14 protein-coding genes are annotated in these 15958 nt (G+C 64.0%); 7 read left to right on the top strand and 7 right to left on the bottom strand.

What is annotated here, in order from left to right:
* Positions 1-48: 48 nt before the first annotated feature.
* Genes AC3IT0_RS11405 through AC3IT0_RS11395 form a run of 3 tightly spaced genes read left to right on the top strand, consistent with a single transcriptional unit; the run spans position 49 to position 3270 of the window.
* Positions 49-1293 carry a tyrosine-type recombinase/integrase gene (locus AC3IT0_RS11405; RefSeq protein WP_489319920.1) on the top strand — a complete coding sequence of 415 codons (1245 nt, stop codon included), beginning with the start codon at positions 49-51 and terminating at the stop codon, positions 1291-1293.
* Entirely contained in the window at positions 1290-2261 is a 972-nt protein-coding gene (locus tag AC3IT0_RS11400; RefSeq protein WP_489319919.1) for a tyrosine-type recombinase/integrase, read from the top strand. Before AC3IT0_RS11405 ends, AC3IT0_RS11400 begins: the two co-directional genes overlap by 4 nt.
* Positions 2251-3270, top strand: coding sequence for a tyrosine-type recombinase/integrase (locus tag AC3IT0_RS11395; protein WP_489319918.1), 1020 nt, complete (start codon positions 2251-2253; stop codon positions 3268-3270). The genes AC3IT0_RS11400 and AC3IT0_RS11395 overlap by 11 nt, the downstream gene beginning before the upstream one ends.
* Here the strand turns inward: AC3IT0_RS11395 and AC3IT0_RS11390 are convergent, their stop codons facing one another.
* From AC3IT0_RS11390 to AC3IT0_RS11370, 5 genes are all read right to left on the bottom strand, one after another.
* The gene (locus AC3IT0_RS11390; protein ID WP_489319917.1) at positions 3271-4557 is read right to left on the bottom strand and encodes a transposase family protein; all 1287 of its coding nucleotides are present in this window, start codon (positions 4555-4557) and stop codon (positions 3271-3273) included.
* Positions 4554-5324 carry a TnsA-like heteromeric transposase endonuclease subunit gene (locus AC3IT0_RS11385; protein WP_489319916.1) on the bottom strand — a complete coding sequence of 257 codons (771 nt, stop codon included), beginning with the start codon at positions 5322-5324 and terminating at the stop codon, positions 4554-4556. The genes AC3IT0_RS11390 and AC3IT0_RS11385 overlap by 4 nt, the downstream gene beginning before the upstream one ends.
* Before the next feature lie 570 nt (positions 5325-5894).
* On the bottom strand, positions 5895-7238 hold the full coding sequence (locus tag AC3IT0_RS11380; protein WP_489319915.1) for a hypothetical protein: 1344 nt from the start codon (positions 7236-7238) through the stop codon (positions 5895-5897).
* A 181-nt stretch (positions 7239-7419) separates the two neighbouring features.
* Positions 7420-7752 (bottom strand): helix-turn-helix domain-containing protein, encoded by a 333-nt coding sequence (locus tag AC3IT0_RS11375; protein ID WP_489319914.1) that lies wholly within the window; start codon positions 7750-7752, stop codon positions 7420-7422.
* Between the two features lie 5 nt (positions 7753-7757).
* Complete coding sequence (locus tag AC3IT0_RS11370) at positions 7758-8855, bottom strand: tyrosine-type recombinase/integrase (RefSeq protein ID WP_489319913.1); 1098 nt, start codon at positions 8853-8855, stop codon at positions 7758-7760.
* An 806-nt stretch (positions 8856-9661) separates the two neighbouring features.
* On the opposite strand from AC3IT0_RS11370, the gene AC3IT0_RS11365 reads away from it, so the two are divergent.
* The 3 genes from AC3IT0_RS11365 to AC3IT0_RS11355 are packed head-to-tail and all read left to right on the top strand — an operon-like array spanning position 9662 to position 12683.
* Positions 9662-10843, top strand: a complete 1182-nt coding sequence (locus AC3IT0_RS11365) for a type III polyketide synthase (RefSeq protein ID WP_489319912.1) — start codon at positions 9662-9664, stop codon at positions 10841-10843.
* Positions 10844-10870: 27 nt separating this feature from the next.
* Complete coding sequence (locus tag AC3IT0_RS11360) at positions 10871-11548, top strand: class I SAM-dependent methyltransferase (RefSeq protein ID WP_489319911.1); 678 nt, start codon at positions 10871-10873, stop codon at positions 11546-11548.
* On the top strand, positions 11541-12683 hold the full coding sequence (locus AC3IT0_RS11355; protein ID WP_489319910.1) for an FAD-dependent oxidoreductase: 1143 nt from the start codon (positions 11541-11543) through the stop codon (positions 12681-12683). The genes AC3IT0_RS11360 and AC3IT0_RS11355 overlap by 8 nt, the downstream gene beginning before the upstream one ends.
* A gap of 22 nt (positions 12684-12705) precedes the next feature.
* Here the strand turns inward: AC3IT0_RS11355 and AC3IT0_RS11350 are convergent, their stop codons facing one another.
* A complete protein-coding gene (locus AC3IT0_RS11350) occupies positions 12706-13125 on the bottom strand; it encodes a nuclear transport factor 2 family protein (protein WP_489319909.1) in 420 nt (139 codons plus the stop codon).
* Between the two features lie 59 nt (positions 13126-13184).
* Here AC3IT0_RS11350 and AC3IT0_RS11345 point away from each other — a divergent pair, with 59 nt between their 5' ends.
* Complete coding sequence (locus AC3IT0_RS11345) at positions 13185-13850, top strand: peptide deformylase (RefSeq protein WP_489319908.1); 666 nt, start codon at positions 13185-13187, stop codon at positions 13848-13850.
* Positions 13851-13861: 11 nt separating this feature from the next.
* Here the strand turns inward: AC3IT0_RS11345 and AC3IT0_RS11340 are convergent, their stop codons facing one another.
* On the bottom strand, positions 13862-15859 hold the full coding sequence (locus AC3IT0_RS11340; RefSeq protein WP_489319907.1) for a S9 family peptidase: 1998 nt from the start codon (positions 15857-15859) through the stop codon (positions 13862-13864).
* Positions 15860-15958 lie beyond the last annotated feature (99 nt).

The raw sequence follows: 15958 nt of genomic DNA, 5'->3' as shown, positions 1-15958 counted from the left end.
TTTTCGTTGACTCATCTCTATTGATTTTCACTTGGAGGTGAGCAGGAGATGAATGTTTCTATCGCCGGGCTGATCGTGCAGGCGGATGCTGCAATGAGTGGCCTTGGGCATGCGCCATCGACGCACATGCAGTATCGGTGGGCATGGTCCCAGTTCGAGAAGTTCTGTTCCCGGGAGGGCGTTGACGAGTTCACGGAGGACGTCGTTGCCTTGTATCTGCAGGCCGTCGCTGCAGAGCACCGGGAGGGCCGGATCAAGGAGTGGAAGCGAAAGCTGCGGCGTAAATCGGTCCTGGTCCTGTCCGAGGTAGCGAGGACAGGCACGTACCGGTGGGGGTTGTCTCGCCGGATTCATCCGAATGATGCACTCAGTGCGGCGTTCCGTCCGGTTCAAGAGCAATTCGAGGCCTGGCTTGGCGATCAAGGGCTGGCGTTGGCTACCAGGAATTTGTATTCAGTGGTGTCCCGCGCGGTGCTGGCGTGGCTGCCCGAACGTGGTGTGGCCGATGTTCGGGCGCTCTCTGGTGCGGATGTGTCTGCGGCGGTGGTCTTTCTCGGCGGACGTTATCGGCCCGGGAGCATGAGGACTGCGGTGACGGTGGTGCGGGTGTTGTGCCGCTTTCTTGAGGACTCGGGCTATTGCGCAGGGCTGTCACGGGCGGTCCCGACGCGGTTCTCGAGGCGGGTCAATTCTGCCGTTGCGCTCCCGCCCGACCGTATTGAGGAACTGACGAACTCGCCGGACGTGGCCAAACCGTCCGGCCGCCGGGACCGGGCCTTGCTGCTGCTGGCGGCCAGAACAGGCCTGCGCCCTGTTGACATGGTGGGCTTGCGTTTGAGCGACATCGACTGGAAGCAGGGACAGATCGCGCTCACCCAGCATAAGACGGGGACTGTGCTGACGTTGCCGCTGCTGGCCGATGTCGGGGAGGCGATCGCTGACTATCTTCTCCACAGCAGGCCCGCCGGTGTTGCCGACGATCACGTGTTTCTGCGAGCCCATGCCCCGTACGTTGGCCTGTCACCTTCGTCCGGTTTGTATAACGTGGCCTCGCATGCGTTTGCCCGCACCGAGACAGCTGCACCGAACGGCACTGGCCGCGGTTTCCGCGTGCTGCGGGCATCCTTCGCGACCAGGATGCTCGAAGGCAGCACTCCGTTGCCGGTAATCTCCGGCGCGCTCGGTCACCGGGGCATCGACTCGGCAAAGCACTATCTCGCGGCCGATGAAAGGCGCATGCGGGAATGCTGTCTCGATTTCGCTGGCATTGAGCCGAGGACGGCGCGGCCGTGAACGGTTTCGCCAGCAGCCTGGCCCCTCATATCCAGAGCCTGTTGGCGCTCAAACACGCGTTGGGGCTGCCCTACGAGGGGTCCGAGCGGCACCTGCACCATTTCGATGCGATGTGTGCCCGGGACTTTCCCGGACAGCACACACTGACCCGCGACATGGCGATGGCATGGGCCGTTGGCCGCCCCGATGAGCACGTGAACGGGCAGATGCGACGGATCACCCCGGTCAGGCAGCTCGCCAAGCACATGGCCGGTCTCGGTGTCGCCGCGTATGTCATCCCGTCGGGCATTCCGGGCAGACAGGTCCGTTACCGCCCACACATCTTCTCGCGCGAGCAGCTGCGGGCGATCTTTGACGCGGCCGACCAGGTTCGGGCCTCCGGGTTCGGCTGGCAACGGCATCTGATCATCCCGGTGATATTCCGGATGATCTATTGCCTGGGCCTGCGGCCGGGAGAGGCCCGGCGGCTGTATCGAAATGATGTTGATCTGGCCCGGGGCACGGTCAGTATCCGCGAGTCCAAAGGGCACAAGGACCGGCTCGTGTTCATGTCGCCGGACCTGCATGATTACTGCCGCAGTTATGACGCTGCGATCAGCGCGTACCACCCAGACCGGATGCCGTTCTTCCCCAACCGATCGGGCGGTTTCTACCACGCATCAAGCATCGACTATTGGTTTCACGAGCTCTTGACCACCGCCGGCCCGGCAGTCGTGTCCAGCCCCGGCTCACCGCCGCGCCCCTACGACCTTCGCCACGCCCACGTGATCGAGAGCATCAACAGGTGGGTGCGCGCCGGCCGTGACCCGGAAGTGCTGGTGGCCTATCTGAGTCTTCATCTTGGGCACAGCAGCACCGAAGACACCTGGTACTACTTCCACCTTGCAGCCGATTTCCATCCCGAGCTGCGCAGGCTCGCCAACACCGGCATCGAATCCACTCTCCCGGAGGCATCCCATGGGATCTGATGATTTCTTCCGCCTCGTCCGCACCTGGCTGACCATCCACCTTCCCAGGGCACGCAGGCTCAGCCCGCACACCATCCGCTCCTACAAGACCGCACTGAACACGCTGCTCGCCTATCTTCGCGAAACACGGCACCTGGAGCTGGCCGACATCACCTTCGGCGCCATCAACCACGCCACCATCACCGGGTTCACCACCTGGCTGCTCGATACCAAACACATGGCAGCCTCCTCAGCGAACCAACGGGTAGCCGCGATCAAGTCCTTCCTCTCCTACTGCGCCGGCGAGGACCCGGCACTCGTCGCGATCTGGCTGGATATCAAACAAATCCGGCCAGCCCGAGCACCGGCCCATGCACCCGACGCGCTGACCATGCCCGCCGTCGAGGCGCTGATCCGAGCACCAGGACAACACACCAGCCATGGACTCAGGGACACCACCATCATCCTGCTCATCTTCGATACCGCCGCCCGAATCCAGGAAGTCCTCGACCTGACGCCTTCCGACATCGACACCACCCCCGGAAGCGGGCGCGTGACGCTCACAGGGAAAGGCCAGAAGACCAGAACGATCCCCATCATGGACAAAACCGGCCGCCACCTGAACCAATACCTGAACGTGTTCCACTCCGGCACGCCCGAACCGGAAGCGCCCTTCTTCTACACGATCCGGGCAGGCCAACACCAACCGATGAGCCAGGACAACATCACCTACCTGCTGAACAAGCACGCCACAGCCGCGCGAGAGCATTGTCCGGAGATTCCCGGGCGGATCCATGCCCACCAGCTGCGGCACGCCCGCGCCATGCAGATGCTGCGCGCCGGCGTGCCCCTTCCCCACATCAAAGAATTCCTCGGTCACGCCAACATTGCCACCACCAGCATCTACGCCTCGGCCGATAACCAGATGGTGCGCGAGGCAATCCAGAAAGCCGCCAGCACCACACCCGACCTCGCCCCCATCTGGAAAGGACCTGACGACCTGATCCTCCGCCTCGCCGGACTCAAATAGTTATCCCGAGGAATACCGCCCCAAGGCCGCTCCCACAGGCACAGCGCGGCAACAACTCGGGATAACAGAATCCTCGGGATATTCGGTGGGAGTGTCGGGGTGGGCTGGTTGGAGGCTGATGCCCTGGCTGCGGCAGGCGCTTTTGAAGGTGTTGGAGAGGTAGGCCTTGCCGTGGTCGCAGACGATCGTTTCGGGCACGATGACCGGTTTCGCCGCGGCATTTTCGAGTCGTTCGTCGATGGATTTCATCGACCGATAGGGCAAGGCGGAGGCGGCCATCGACGCTGCGGCCGCCCAGCCGGGGCGCATGAGTTCCGGGGTCAGGCAGCGGGCGAGCAGCAGGGCCGCGTCGACTGCCTTGGTCGTGGGACGGATCACCGCTGCGGGGATGCTTCGGGTGGCGATGTCGACCATGGCGGTTAGTTCGACCCGCCCGATGACGCCGTCGGCGAGTTCGACGGCGATGTCCAGGGGAGTGGAATCAATCTGCATAAGTTCCCCGGGCCTGACCGGATGGACGGCACCAAACGGCCCCTCCGGCTGCTGGGCAAGGGTCCGACGGGTGCGGGCAGAGCCGGTGGCGTGGCGCCCCTCGGCAAGCCTGCCGATGAGGCGGTGGAAGGTGGCCCTCGACGGCAACGGAACAACGTCCGGCCCGTGATCGGCTTCGAGTTGCTTGCGTACTTGGCGCACCAGGCGGTCTGTGGTTCCGGAGGACTGATGGGTGTTGGCTTCCAGCACTGAGAGAATGGCGTCGACCACCCGCTGGTCAGTCCGGCCTGCCAAGGGCGTTTGGCGGATGAGTCGCCGGTCAACCAGCCCCAGGATGCCCTTTTTCTCATAGGCATGGCGCAGCCTCTGCAGCGAGCCGATGCTCATGGTTTCGCCCAGTTCGTGAAGTTCCGCCAATTTGGCCTGCTCACGTTGGCGCAAGGATGTGAGCTCGACGTCAAAGCTCCTCCTGGCGGTCTGACCCGGCTCGGCGTTGCAGGGGACGCCGTCCAGGACTTCGGTCATGTGGCTTTCGATCCACCGCGCTCTTTCTTGCACGTTGGCAGGCAGCGATTCGAAGAGCGGTGACGGGCCGACTATCCGCCGCCGTGTTGGCCGAGTTCCCACGATCCTGAAGGTCTTATCGGCAAGGAGTGATCCGACCTTGATCGCGACAGGTGCCTCGCCGGCAACGGCAAGCATGGCGACATCGCCGTCAAGGGCGGTCAGCCGGTAGAGGACCCCTCGGAGCTCAACGTCATCACCGAGGGTCAATACGGCGCGCCCGCCCGTCACGGTGCTTCGCCGTTCAGCCAGACCATCGTGTCCTGATGGAGGACCCGGCGTTTCAGGTCAGTGCCGATCCGGTGCGTCCAGAGTAGGTGGAAAAGCGGTGCAAGGATCGTGACGGGGTCACCGGTTGCAGCAGTGAGGCTACGTATTGACATCGGGCCATCGACGGCGAGTTTGTCCAGGAGTTTGACTGCTGTCGATGCCCGAAAACACCTCGGGTGCCGGTAGCCGGACAGCCACCGCAGATTTGCCTGAAGAACAGCCGGCAACCCGCCGAGGCGCCTGTAGGCCCAGCCGACGGTCGCGCACAAGTCCTGCGTCGCCTGAAAAATGTCTTGATCCGCCGGAGTCACCCTGTTGTCGGGCCGGACATCGATCACGGTGGCCGAACCGTCCGCCAGCCGGACGAAGTAGTCCGGTACGTGTGAAATCTGGGGGAGTGAGTCGGGCAAGACGATGCGGAAGGGTTGGGATGAGAACCCGACGACGTCGGGGTCGAAATCCAGAAGCATCAGATTGTCGCGTTCGCACCAGGATTCAAAGCCGACGTGCCGATGGTTCGTGGCACACCACCAGAGACCGGCGAAATTGCGCTGTCCCTTGAATGCCGTAAGACGCCGAATCGGCACTGAGTTCTCAAACGGGATCATCCAGCAATCGGCGAGATGGCCAGTCCTGGGTGCAGAGGAAAACTGCTCCCTGTACGTCAGGGCGCCTGGAGCGATGTTGCGTCCGGCATAGGCCTCGGACGCCGCCGCAGCGAGTCCCATGCCTCAACTGTAATGAGACAAAAGCGGCCAATGCCTTAAGTGAAGTGAGACACGCCGCGCGAATGCCTTAACTGCAATGAGACAAAAACAGGCAATGCCTCATCTGTAGTGAGATTGCCTCAACTTAGATGAGACAGGACAACTAAATTGAGAAAGGACAACGGACAGGCCTGAATGATTCATCTGATGAGATACGCAGAGTACTACTGGTAACCGTGCATATTCACTTTGGAACTATTCAGCGTCGGCCGACGGAAACCGCTCCGGATGCTTAGGATCTCTTCCTCGTTCTCGCCAGTACTCGTCCCTCTGCCAAAGCGAGAATCTGGTTATTTGGACGCCCATTACGAGGACGGCGATGCCGAAGAGAATGGTCCGAGTCCAGAGCCATGGCTCCGAGTCGACACCAACGAGGCTTAGGACGGTGGAGATCAGCATGATGACCATTACTGGAAGGGACCAGCGGAGGATGCGTTGAAGTCTCCGTTGCAGTTCTTCCTTTGTTGCCACCATTGTCTCCAGTAGTCGGGCTGCCATCCGTGAGGCCCGTCCCAGATCTCTAGGGAGTGGCTATCGATCGATTCCGATGGTGTCAGTCATTATCCGCGTCGCCTGGATTCTTGGATAGCGGGACCAGGGCTCGGCGGCTGCGTGCTTCTGGGTCACTTGATAGCTGTAGCCGAGCATTTCAGCGACGAGAGGCGCGGGCGCTTCGGTGACGAGCGCGCGGAGGGACGCGTTGCGTGCACCGAGGAGGTTGATGCCAATTTCCCGGAGACGCTCCATGAGCGTGTTTGGGTGGATGTGTTGCCCGGGCCGGTAGCCGGGGAACAGCCATTCGCTGCCCGAGCTGCTGCCTGTGCGCATGTTGGGGCGTGCGGCCAGGTGTTCTGTGAGCAGCGACGCGAACGGCTCCGGTACTGGTGCAGGGTCGCCTTCACCGAGGGACAGGCGCAGTCCCTCGGGCGTGAGGATCACGTCGGTGCTTTTCATCGCGGCGATCTTCACGACTGGCTGGGCGTAGAGCAGCAGGAGAGTGACGGCGACCCGGTAGTGGAGGGTGTCGATGTTGTCGGTGAGGCAGGCTTTGAGCATGGCGAGCCGCTGGCCCTGGGTGAGCAGTGGCACGGTCTTGGCCTGCCGGAATCCGATGGTGATGTTGGTGGAGGTCCGGTTCTTGACCGCCCAGACGAAGAAGGTTCTGATGGCGTGCCTGGTGGTTGGGCCGTCGGCCAGCCAAGTGTCGACGTCAGCTTGGACGCAGGAGGCGACGGTCCGTCCGTGGGTGAGTTTGAGCCAGGTGAGGAATTTGATGGTTTCGGTAATTTCCTGCTTCGCGCTGTGGACGGGGCCGCGGGTGGGTTTCCCGTCTGCGGAGAGGCTCCTGATGCGTCGCAGGTGGTGCCACCGGGCGAAAGACTCGACGGGCCGTCGGATGTCGGCGTCGTCAATGTCCTCGAGCTTGCTGGTGAGCCAGCGTTGAAAGAGAGCGAGGTAGTGGTCTCTGTTCGGGAGTAGCTTGTGGTGGGTTAGCAGGCTGCGCATGTGTTCCACCCGCAGGCTGTTTGGTTCCTGATCCAGTGCCTCGTGGCTGAGGGCGATCTCGCCGGTGGCAAGTCGTTGGAGCAGGTCGCGGACGCCGGTTTTGCGGAGCCAGGTGAGGATGCTTTCGGGGCGCTGGGCTCCGCAGAGCGCGCCAAGCAGTTTCGTCGCCGTCGCTTTCGATCCCCGGGCCTCGTCGTCGACGCTCAACAGGACGGTGAGGTCATCCCGAAGCGAGCAGCGGGCGCAGGTGTTCTGGCGGTAGTGCTCGGTTTCCGTGCCGCAGCGTGAGCAGTGGTAGTCCTGGGTGATACCTGCGCAATCGACACAGACCGGTTGATCGCCGTGGCCAGCAGCCCGCCCGGGAAGCATGCGCTCTGTCCGGCAGCCAGGACAGGTCCCGTGCGTGCGCACTGCGACGGTGAAGCAGGTCCCGCGGATCCTGCCTTCAGGCCAGCTGGCGCGGTGCCTGCCGGCTGTCCGTGAGCATCTGTCGCAGGTGAAATCTCCTGCGGTGCGGGGTCGGCCGCGGACGGCAAGCCGCGGTGTGATCTCAGCCGTCATCGCGGATCACGCGGGCACGTTTGGGGCGGATGGTCTTGTTCAGGTCCGCGACATTGGCGTCTGAGGCGACCTTGCGGACCTTGGCGTCTGTTGCCGTGACGGTGACCAGGTCCTCGGGTCCGCAGGAGAAGATGTCGCAGAGGGCTGCGACCATCATGAGCGAGACACGTTCCGGGCGTTGCGTAACAAGGCGGTATACCTGGGAGGCCGAAAGCTCGATGCCGCGTTCTTTTAGCAGTGGGCCCAGGTCGGTGCTGTTGTGCATTCCGCGGGCTGCCATAAGTTCGGCGAGCCGCCACCGGTAGTCGATCTCTCGTTTCATGAGGTTCAGTCTTCCATTCCGGCAAGTGCGTCCCGGACGGTGGAGTCCAGGGCCCGGCGCAGCGTTTTGACCCGGTAGTCGCTGGAGACGGAGGTATAGAGAGCCGTGGTCGAGGCGTGCTCGTGTCCAGCCTGGTGCTGGACGAACAGGGGGTCCATGCCGGCTTCGATCAGGTGGGTGACGTAGGAGCGGCGCAGCGAGTGGATGTCCAGGCCGGGGGAGAGGCCTAGGTCTTCGCAGTAGCGGTTGAACCTGCGGTTCAGTGCCGTCTCCGAAACAAGGGTGCCGCGTTCGGACGGGAACAGGTCCAGCCCGTCGGTCATGTGCGGGTGGCCGCGTTCCAGCCAGTCGGCGATGATCTCCGCCGACCAGTCAAACACCGTCAGGACGCTGCGGCGTTTCGGGGGAGAACCCCGCATGGCCTTGCCATAGCGGACCTGCAGCACCCCGTACTTGCCGAACTCCCGAGCGTGCGGGTTCCGGGAGAAATCCACGGTCTGGAGGTGTCTGACCTCATTGCGTCGCAGCCCCCAGCAGTAGGCCACCTTGAACAGGACAGAGTCGCGGTAGGCCGGCAGCCAGCCCTTGCGACCCAGAGTCGCGATCCGGTCCACCTCGTCATCGGTTCGGTCAAAGAAGGCCTGTAACTCCTGCCTGGTGAACGGGCGCCGGACAGGAGCTGACTCTGTCGCCTGCGCATGGACCGCGGTGTTCCAGTCAAAGCAGACCTGAGCAGGGTGCGTTCCGAAGTGCTGTTCGCAGACCCTGTCCCAGCCATACTCAGGCGACGCTGCGTAGGCGCAGAACGCCCTAAGCGCTGCCTGGTAGCTCCGGATTGTGGACTGGGCGGCATGCTTCACGCTGCGCAGATCCCCGAAGAACTCATCCACATGGGCCGGCGTCCACTGCCATGGATACTCGTTCGTGGACTCCTGGAACCGCGTCACCAGCCGTTCCCGGCCCTCGATCGTGCCAAACGCCAGGTTCCGGCTCAACTGCTGGTTGCGCCAGCCGGTAAGCATCTGGGTGAACACGTGGTCCTCCGGGTGAAGGAAACGCACAGCGCCGAAGTCGAGCACCCGTCCCGCTGAATCGACCGCCACGAACCCTCCTGATACCTTGCATTGGATGCAAGAATCATGCAATTAATGCAGAACGCGCGCAAATCCGCGGATCAGAAGGCCATTCCAGCTTGATGCACTCCAGCTCTTGAGGGCTGCATGGTGGACTTACTAATAGCCCCGGCCGACCATTCGCACGATGTTTCCGCAGGTCACAAGCATTTTTCTGCTTCAAGTGACGCGATACCGGGTGCCCATGGGCGGAGGAGGGTGATCGTGCATCAGATGCAATAATCACGGTACTACTTTACATAATGTGGATTATCGGCGTATCTGACAGTGGAGAGAGGTCTACGTTTAGCCGACGTTAATGTGGATTGCCAGCCTTGTTGGCGAATTGCCAAACGATCTGGCGAATTTTGCCAGCGAGTTAGCGAATCGCCGGTGCCGATCGGTCACTCGAGCCGCGAATGGTGCGCGTTGGACCGGGTCGCCGCTTGGCCTCGGCGACGCAGACCGACCCTGAACTCCACTGGAACGAACTTTTCGCCAATTCTAGTGGCAACGCGGGCCGCTCCAGACCTGCTCATACAGGTTCGTTCTTCTGGGTCAGCTGCCCGCACCGTCGGCCAACAAGGGCCACCCGAATTCCCGCTTCGGCCACGCTCCTCGGCTCGCCAACTGGTTGTCAGTCTCGCCAACTAAGCTGGCAAGCCACAGTTAAGCCGCGCACCCCGGGCTTCGTGTGGCGACGGCAAACGATCGTCAGGATGGCCCGTGCCACCAGGAATCGACGGCCCACCAGCCCGGCCATTGTCTAATCCGGCGTGCTCGCCAAGAATGAACCAATGACGGTCTACCTGCGTTCACTTGAAACTGCTGTTCCGCCGACTGTACTTGTCCAGGCCGAAGCCCGGGATGTTTTCGCAGCTCAGCCCGGCCTGACCAGGCTGGGTTCGCGGCTCGTGAATACCTGCTTCGATTCAGCCGCCATAGACACGCGCCATACCGCTGTCGAAGAAATGACCATGGCGTTCCGTTCGGACGATCCTCAGTTCTTTGATCCATCCACTGGCCTGCTCCTGAACCCCACCACCAAGGTGCGCAACGAGATCTTCGCCCGCGAAGTCACCAAACTTTTCATCGAGTCCGCCCGGGCTGCCGTGGATGCCTGCCCGGATCTCAATCTACTTGACATAACCCACGTCATTACCGTCTCCTGCACAGGGTTCTTCAACCCCGGTCCTGACTATAAGATCGTCCGTGCGTTGGGCTTGGACCCGGCCGTCCAGCGCTATCACCTCGGATTCATGGGCTGCTATGCCGCCTTTCCAGCACTGCGGGCCGCCAAGTCGTTTTGCGAAGCAGACCCCCAGGCCGTTGTCCTGGTGGTCTGTGCCGAGCTGTGCTCCCTGCACGTGCGGACCTCGAACGATCCCGACACCATCATGGGTTCGGCGCTGTTCGCCGACGGCGCCGCAGCTGCCATTGTTACTGCCCGCGACCATCCGGAAGCATCTGCCCTGATGCAGCTGGACCACTTCGAAACAGTCCTCACACCCGTGGGCGAGGAGTCCATGGCCTGGAACATCGGCGACCACGGCTTCGAAATGGTGCTGGGCAACTACGTGCCCCACATCATCGACGATCACATCATCGGCGCCCTGGCACCGCTGCTGGCGCGGGATCCCTCATTGTGTGGACTCCCCTACCGGGACATCCGCCATTGGGCCATCCATCCCGGCGGCCGGAGCATCCTGGACAAGGTCCAGACGCGCCTTGAACTCACCGAGGAGCAACTCGTTCCGGCGCGGGATACGCTGCGCGACTACGGCAATATGAGCAGCGCCACCGTGCTGTTTGTCCTCAGGCACATCCTGGAGCAGCCGCCCGTGGAGGGTGAGGAACGCATCTGCTCCATGGCGTTCGGCCCCGGACTCACGGTTGAAACGGGGCTCTTCACCAAACTCCGCCAGGCCGCTTCCGGGAAACGGCCGGTGCTGCCCGAGGCGGCCTCGTCCCTGGCCTGACCGGTGTCCCTGTTGCGGCAACGGGCTGTGGACGCCGTGGAAATGATGGACATGCCGGACTGTGATCCCACAAAACTGGAGCTCACGTACCGGCAGTTCGGACGGGTGAACCAGCTCTTCTCCGGCTGGCGGCAGCTGTACTGCCGCCAGCTTCGCCCTCTGCTCTCCGAAACGTCGGTGACCACCCTCCTCGACATAGGATGCGGCGGAGGTGACCTGGCACGGCAGCTCGCCCTCTGGTCCGCCCGGGACAAACTGCTGCTCGACGTCACCGGCATTGACCCCGACGCCAGGGCATACAGCTACTCGTCACGCATCCCCCACCATGACTCAGTCCGCTTCCGCCAGGCGGACAGCGCCGGCCTGGTCCGCGAAGGCCGCCGGTTCGACGTCGTCATCTCGAACCACGTCATCCACCACCTCCAACCGGCGGACCTGACGCAGCTCCTGGCAGATTCGCAAGCCCTGGCGCGCCGGCTTTCCCTGCACAACGATCTGCGCCGGAACATCGCAGCCTATGCGCTTTTCTCCCTGGCGGCCCTCCCCTTCCGCGGCTCGTTCATCCGAGCGGACGGCCTGACCTCGATCAGGCGCAGCTACACCCCGGCAGAACTCACCAGCGCCGCTCCCCCGGGCTGGCAGGTGGCGCGCCACGCCCCGTTCCACCAGGTCCTCATCCACCGCCCGGAGCATCCCGATGGCTGACGTGGTGATCGTCGGCGGCGGACCCGTGGGCCTCTATCTCGCGGCCCTGCTGCTGCAGGAAGGTGTCACGGTCCGCCTCCTTGAACAGCGTCTCCACCGGGAACCTCACTCGCGGGCCATCGGCATCCATCCCCCCGCCCTCGCGGCCCTGGACAGAGTAGGCGTGGCCAGTGCCATGGTTGGTGCCGGCGTACAGATCCGCGGCGGCATTGCCGTCAGCGGCGGGAAGACCGTGGGGTCAATGTCTTTCGGTTCGGTCTCGGAGCGCTTCCCGTTCATCCTGTCGCTCCCCCAGTTCACAACGGAATCGCTGCTCGAGCAGCGCGTACACGAACTCGATGGCGCGGCACTCGTCAGGGGCGCCAGGGTGACGGACATAGCGGACGACGGCGGACTGGTCACCGTCCGCGCTGAGGCCACCAAGGCCGGCGGTGCCGGCACCCGGATCACCTCGCGCCTTGCGGTCGCCGCCGACGGCTCGCGGTCCCTGATGCGCAGCCTGCTGGGCATCCAGGTCACGTCCCGAACCTATCCGGACCACTATGTGATGGGCGATTTCGCAGGTTCCGGCGAAGACCTGCACGAAGCCGTCCTATACCTCGAGGCCGAAGGGATAGTGGAATCCTTTCCGCTGCCGGGCGGTCTCCGCCGCTGGGTGGTGAGGATTCGACGGCCCGAACCGGTCCCGGACGCCGTCGAACTGGCGCGGATGGTCCACCAGCGCACGGGGATCCGGCCCGACCCGGCCACCAACAGCATGCTCAGTAGCTTCAGTCCCCGGTCCACCATGGCGTGCCGATCAGTCGCGGGGCGGGCGGTCCTGATCGGTGACGCCGCCCATGAAGTAAGCCCCATCGGCGGCCAGGGCATGAACCTTGGCTGGCTGGACGCGGCGGAACTCGCGCCGATCATCTGTGATGCCCTGGCCGGGAAACCGGTTGGCCAGCGCCTACACGCCTACTCCACCCGGCGTCGGAGGGCCGCCTCCGCGGCACGGTGGCAGTCCGAAGTGAATATGACGCTGGGGCGCCCGCTGGCGCCGCCGGTCCTGGCCTTGAGGAACCGGGCAGTCAGCGCGGTGTCCGGCTTTCCGGCGGCCAACACGCTGGTGGCCCGCCGGTTCACCATGCAGTGACCCCGCGCCGGAAGGTGCCGGGTCAGGAGTTCACGAAGTAACAGTCGTAACTGTCCTGGCTGATGATCAGGCCGTCCCGGACTTCAAAGACCGACGACGTCCGGGCGCGGATCGTCTCCCCGGCATCCCAGTACCGCAGGTCCATCAGCGTCCTCGCCGACCAGTCGGCCTCCACCACAACGCGACCGCCTTCGCAGGTAGTGCGGCGGATCTCAAACTTCTGGTCCGCCACGACTTCGCCGCTTTGATCGAGGCCCGCCATCGCCTGGTCCCGTGTCCGTGTGGAGCCTTCAGCCGCGAGCAAATGCGGCGCCTCGACCAGCACAAAGTCCGGAGCAAGGAAAGGTTCGATGGCCTTGCCGTCGCCACCGGCTTCCAGGGTCCGGATAAAGTCCAGGACAAGTTCCAGTGCGTTGGGTTCGGACGCAATCAGTTCAGCCATGGCATCGACACTAGCCGACGCGGCAGCCGCCGTGCGGCCTCCGCGGCTAGGCTTTCCGCATGACCGCCGTAACACCGCCCATTTCATTCACTCCTGCGCACCTGAGGGAACGGGTGCAGGAAATCCTGTCCGCAGGATCGCCGCCGCCCATCGTCCAGGCCGGGAATCCCGTCCTCCGCCAGCGGGCAGCGGCCTTCGATGGACAGATCACCGCCGGCGAGCTGGAGCAGCTGATTGCCCTCATGCGCGACGTGATGCATGAGGCCCCTGGTGTGGGGCTGGCGGCGCCGCAGATCGGTATCCCGCTGCAGCTGGCAGTCCTTGAGGACCAGTACGACGTCGACCCGGAAGCCGCTGCCGTGCGGCACCGTAGCCCGCTGGAGTTCCTCACCATCATCAACCCGCGCTACGCCGCCGTCGGAACGGAAAGCGCGGCGTTCTTTGAGGGGTGCCTCTCGCTGAGCGGCCTGCAGGCCGTGGTGGTACGCCCGGAACGGGTGCTGCTCCGGTTCGACACCCCCGGAGGCGTGGCATCGGAACGGGAATTCGAGGGGTGGCAGGCAAGGATTGTGCAGCACGAGACAGATCACCTCCACGGCACCCTGTACGTTGACCGCGCCGAATTGAGGTCCTTGAGCTCCAACGCCGAGTACGCCGCCAACTGGGCCGAACCGGGGATCGGAAAGGCCCGTGCCGCCTTGGGATTCCTGCCCGAGAATCCCTGAACACCCGCGCATCACTCCGGCGGCACGTCTGCCGGATTCGCGTCGGTCGGGAGGAGATTGGCCCACCATCGCAGGATGTGCTCGAATCTCTGCCGCCGGTGCAGCGGCCTGCCTGACCGGGAAAGTTCATGGTCCTCCCCCGGGAACACCAGCAGCCGGGCCTCCACGCCCCGCCGCTTCAGGGCCGTGAAATACCGCTGGCCCTGCTCCAGCGGACACCTGAGATCGTTTTCGCTGTGGATGACCAGCGTCGGAGTCCGTACATTGCCCACGTGCTCGAACGGGCTTTGGGCGGCGACCTCCACCGCCGAGCCACCGAGGTATTCGCTGCCGAAGTACCAGCCAATGTCAGCCGAGCCCTCGAAACTGACCGGGTCCAGGAATCCACGCTCCACAATGGCGCCCTTGAACCGGTGCTGGTGCGCTATGGTCCAGGCGGTCAGATATCCGCCGTACGAGCCGCCCATGATGCCCAGCCGGCCCGCGTCCAGCGCCGGAAATTTGGCCAGCGCGCCGTCCAGGAATGCAAGGACATCCGCCATGTCGTCGGTGCCAAAGCGGCCCTTGATGGCCAGCCCGTGGTCCCTGCCGTAGCCTGCAGAGCCGCGTGGATTGCACATCAGCACGGCGTACCCGGCAGCCGCGTAGACCTGGGCTTCGTCGAACAGGGCAATGGTGAACTGGGCAAACGGCCCGCCATGGATGTTCGCCAGGACAGGGTGCGGACCCTTGCCTGCAGGCCTGACCAGCCAGCCATGGACAGGGTATCCATCGGGCGCCTCAAACGTCAGTTCCTGCGGAACCCTGATGTCCGTCTGGGTCCGCAGCACGGCCGAAAAGTCCGTCAGCAGCCGCAACTGCCCGTCGTCGAGCACAGCGACATCCCCGTGGGTGGACGGATCACCGAAGACGACGAGCAGCGAGCCACCCGCCCAGGCAGCCCCTGTCACCACCTTGTCACCGTGCACCAGCAGCGCATGCCCGCCCGTCGCCCCCAGTTCAAGGAGCTCAACGGAGCCCTGCGCATTGTTCAGGACCAGGGCCCGGTCCGGGCCGCGGAGCTCAATCCGGGCACCCGGGGCGGCGACGTCCATCAGCTCAGGGTCGGTCAGCGCAACCGGCACGCCGCCGTCGGCCGGGACGCAGTACAGCACGGCGTTACGTGCCACGAAGTCCCGGCCGGAGCCGCCCAGGTCCCGGGCAATGTAGAACAGCCATCTGCCGTCCCGGGACTGCCGGACCTCCGTGACGCTTTGAGGTGCGGCTACGCCCTGTTCCACGGGGACGGCGTCGCCGCCAGAGACTGCCACCTTGTAGATCAACGTGGCCAGGCCGTCGTCGTTCTCCGGCGGTGCCGCCACAAAGTAGACGGACGATCCGTCTGCACTGAAAACCCCCGAGCCGGCGTCCGTGGTGAGGTACGTCAGCTGCCGGACTGCCGGCATTGACGGCGCCGCCGGCCGTGTCAGCGGCTCGCTGCCAAGTTCCGGGACGTCCACGATGAACAGCTGCTGTGGCTTGTCACGCGTGTAGCCAACGCCGTTCAGCCGGTACTGGAACCAGGAAATCAGCCGTGGTTCCTCCGCCTCCGCAGTGACGGCTTCGCTGCTGCCGTACCGTCCGGGCTCGGGCTCGCGGGAGCTGAAAACTATCCGGCGCGAATCAGGGGACCAGGCGAAGGACTCCACTCCGAGCAGCCTGTCGGTAATGACCTGGGGTTCACCGCCGCCGGCCTCCACCAGAACGAGCTGCGCTTTCGACGACGGCCCGCCCGTCCGGAGGAAGGCCAGGACCAGTCCATCGGGAGAGAAGGCAGGGTCGGTGTCCCGGAAGCCCCTGGTTATCCGCCGCGGCAGCTGCTCCTGGTTCAACGGAATGTTCCACAACTGGCCCACGTAGGAATCAGCATCGAAATCCGGCCTGGTCACCGAGGCAACAGCACGGCTGCCGTCCGGGTGAACGGCAGGCGCGGAGACGGAATTGAGCAGCGGGAGGTGTTCGGGCTTCACCCACGTGAGCCTAACGTGCGCCTTTCCCCCAGGCGAACACCGGCCAGAACGCGGGCCCAGGCGCCGCACCGGCGTACTCCCCGCCCCTAAGATGGTCCG

Source organism: Pseudarthrobacter sp. KH_020_B (assembly GCF_057840185.1).
Note: the sequence above shows the minus strand (reverse complement) of the source record. Positions and strands in the feature narration are given on the sequence as shown.

What these genes read in the sequence shown, in the direction of transcription:
- AC3IT0_RS11355 (WP_489319910.1), top strand. Translation starts at nt 11,541, where the DNA reads ATGGCTGACGTGGTGATCGTCGGCGGCGGACCCGTGGGCCTCTATCTC.
- AC3IT0_RS11345 (WP_489319908.1), top strand. Translation starts at nt 13,185, where the DNA reads ATGACCGCCGTAACACCGCCCATTTCATTCACTCCTGCGCACCTGAGG.
- AC3IT0_RS11375 (WP_489319914.1), bottom strand. Translation starts at nt 7,752, where the DNA reads ATGAAACGAGAGATCGACTACCGGTGGCGGCTCGCCGAACTTATGGCA.
- AC3IT0_RS11380 (WP_489319915.1), bottom strand. Translation starts at nt 7,238, where the DNA reads ATGCTTCCCGGGCGGGCTGCTGGCCACGGCGATCAACCGGTCTGTGTC.
- AC3IT0_RS11350 (WP_489319909.1), bottom strand. Translation starts at nt 13,125, where the DNA reads ATGGCTGAACTGATTGCGTCCGAACCCAACGCACTGGAACTTGTCCTG.
- AC3IT0_RS11395 (WP_489319918.1), top strand. Translation starts at nt 2,251, where the DNA reads ATGGGATCTGATGATTTCTTCCGCCTCGTCCGCACCTGGCTGACCATC.
- AC3IT0_RS11405 (WP_489319920.1), top strand. Translation starts at nt 49, where the DNA reads ATGAATGTTTCTATCGCCGGGCTGATCGTGCAGGCGGATGCTGCAATG.
- AC3IT0_RS11385 (WP_489319916.1), bottom strand. Translation starts at nt 5,324, where the DNA reads ATGGGACTCGCTGCGGCGGCGTCCGAGGCCTATGCCGGACGCAACATC.
- AC3IT0_RS11365 (WP_489319912.1), top strand. Translation starts at nt 9,662, where the DNA reads ATGACGGTCTACCTGCGTTCACTTGAAACTGCTGTTCCGCCGACTGTA.